This is a genomic window from Haloferax sp. AB510 (assembly GCF_024136985.1).
Lineage (GTDB): Archaea > Halobacteriota > Halobacteria > Halobacteriales > Haloferacaceae > Haloferax.
Genome location: NZ_JAMYJY010000206.1, coordinates 1 through 1670 on the forward strand (window position 1 = coordinate 1; position 1670 = coordinate 1670).

The 1670-nt window shown below is 70.0% G+C and carries 2 protein-coding genes; one reads left to right on the forward strand and one right to left on the reverse strand.

From position 1 onward, the window contains the following. Positions 1-829 (reverse strand): DnaJ domain-containing protein (locus tag NKF06_RS20540; RefSeq protein ID WP_253246456.1); only part of this gene is annotated, 829 nt, incomplete at its 3' end. 166 nt (positions 830-995) lie between these two features. Between NKF06_RS20540 and NKF06_RS20545 the strand changes: the two genes are divergently transcribed. Continuing rightward, a partial coding sequence (locus tag NKF06_RS20545) for an MBL fold metallo-hydrolase (protein ID WP_253246457.1) occupies positions 996-1670 on the forward strand: 675 nt, incomplete at its 3' end.

Consider the following 1670-nt stretch of genomic DNA (forward strand, 5'->3'; position numbering starts at 1 on the left):
GGAGCCCCGCGGCGGGCGCGGCGGTATCGAGCGACGCGAGCGCAGTCACGAATCCCGCGCCGTCGCCGGCGAGATGCCACGCGAAGCCGCTGAGATACGCGAGGAGCGCGGCGAGCGAGACGCCCCACCCGTACCAAAGCGGGTTCGTCGCCCCGGACGCCGACGCTGACGCGGTCGCCGACTCGGACCCGCTGCGCTCGCGTTCGAACCGGCCGGTCGTCCCCGTCCGACTGGATTGCGATTTTCCGGTGCGGGTTTGTGACGACGAGGACGACGAGGACGACCGCGAGGAATCCGTAGACCGCGACGATGAGGACGAAGAAGACGACCGCGAGGTGCGCGAGCGACTCGACCGGCCCGACCGCGACGAACTCGCGGTCGAAGAGGAAGACGACGTGCGCCCGGACGCCGACCGTCGGGAGGTCGAGGACGACCGGGACGACGATGAAGACGAAGAAGACGACCGAGCGGAAGAAGACGAGGAGGACGACGTTGCGGACGATGACCGTCCCGAAGCCGACCGGTCACCGGTTCCCGACCCGTCGGAACCGCCGTTCTTCCCGGCCGTTCCGGGGTATTTGAACTTCGTCAGGCCGTCGAGGCGTTTCTCGACGTACGTCCCGTGACCCATCCGGTCGTAGTCGGCGCGCTCGGCGTCGTCGGTGAGGACTTCGTAGGCCTTCCGGACGACGGTGAACTGCGCGGTCGCTCGCTCGTCGTCGTTGACGTCGGGGTGGTACTCCCGAGCGCGCTGACGAAAGGCCTGCTTTATCTCCGCCGTCTCGGCGTCGCGTTCGACCCCGAGGAGTTCGTAGAAGTCCACCGGCATTCGACGTGCGATTCGATGCGACGCCGGGTTTTGAATGTACCGGGCGGTCGCCCGGCGAATCGGGTCGGCGACCGACCGACCGCCGGCGAGTGCGCGATAAACCGCGGGACGCCGCGCCCCCACGACCATTCGGAATAATCATGGACCTCGGCGGTCAGGTGGCCGCATGGAACGGATACGGCTCGGCAACACCGTCTTCGAGGGCCTGAACAACGCCTACCTCCTCCCCGGCGACCGGCCGACGCTGGTCGACGCCGGCGTCGCGACCGATTCGGTCCGCCGAGACCTCCGCGAGGGACTCGACGCGGCCGGATACGAGGTCGCCGACCTCGAAGCCATCGTCCTCACCCACTGGCACGCCGACCACGCCGGTCTCGCGGGCGAGCTCCAAGCCGAAAGTGGCGCGCCGGTGTACGTCCACGCCGACGACGCGGGCATCGTCGCGGGCGACCCGGACGCCATCGCGGCCGAGCGCGAGATTCGCGAGCGTCGATTCGGGGAGTGGCGTATTCCCGACGAACCGCTCGCCGAAGTGACCGCGTTCCTCGACGGCCACGACGACCTCCGGGGCGACCGGGTCGACGTGACGCCCGTCGAGGACGGCGACCGCATCGCCGCCGGCGACGGCGACCTCGAAGTCGTCTACCTCCCCGGCCACGCCGCCGGGTTGAGCGCCTTCGCCTTCGACGGCGAGCGCGGACGCGAGGCGTTCGTCGGCGACGCGATTCTCCCGAAGTACACCCCGAACGTCGGCGGCGCGGACCTCCGGGTCGACCGCCCGCTCGAAACGTACCTCGACAGCCTCGCCCGCCTCGCCGACCGCGACTTCGCGCGGGCGTGG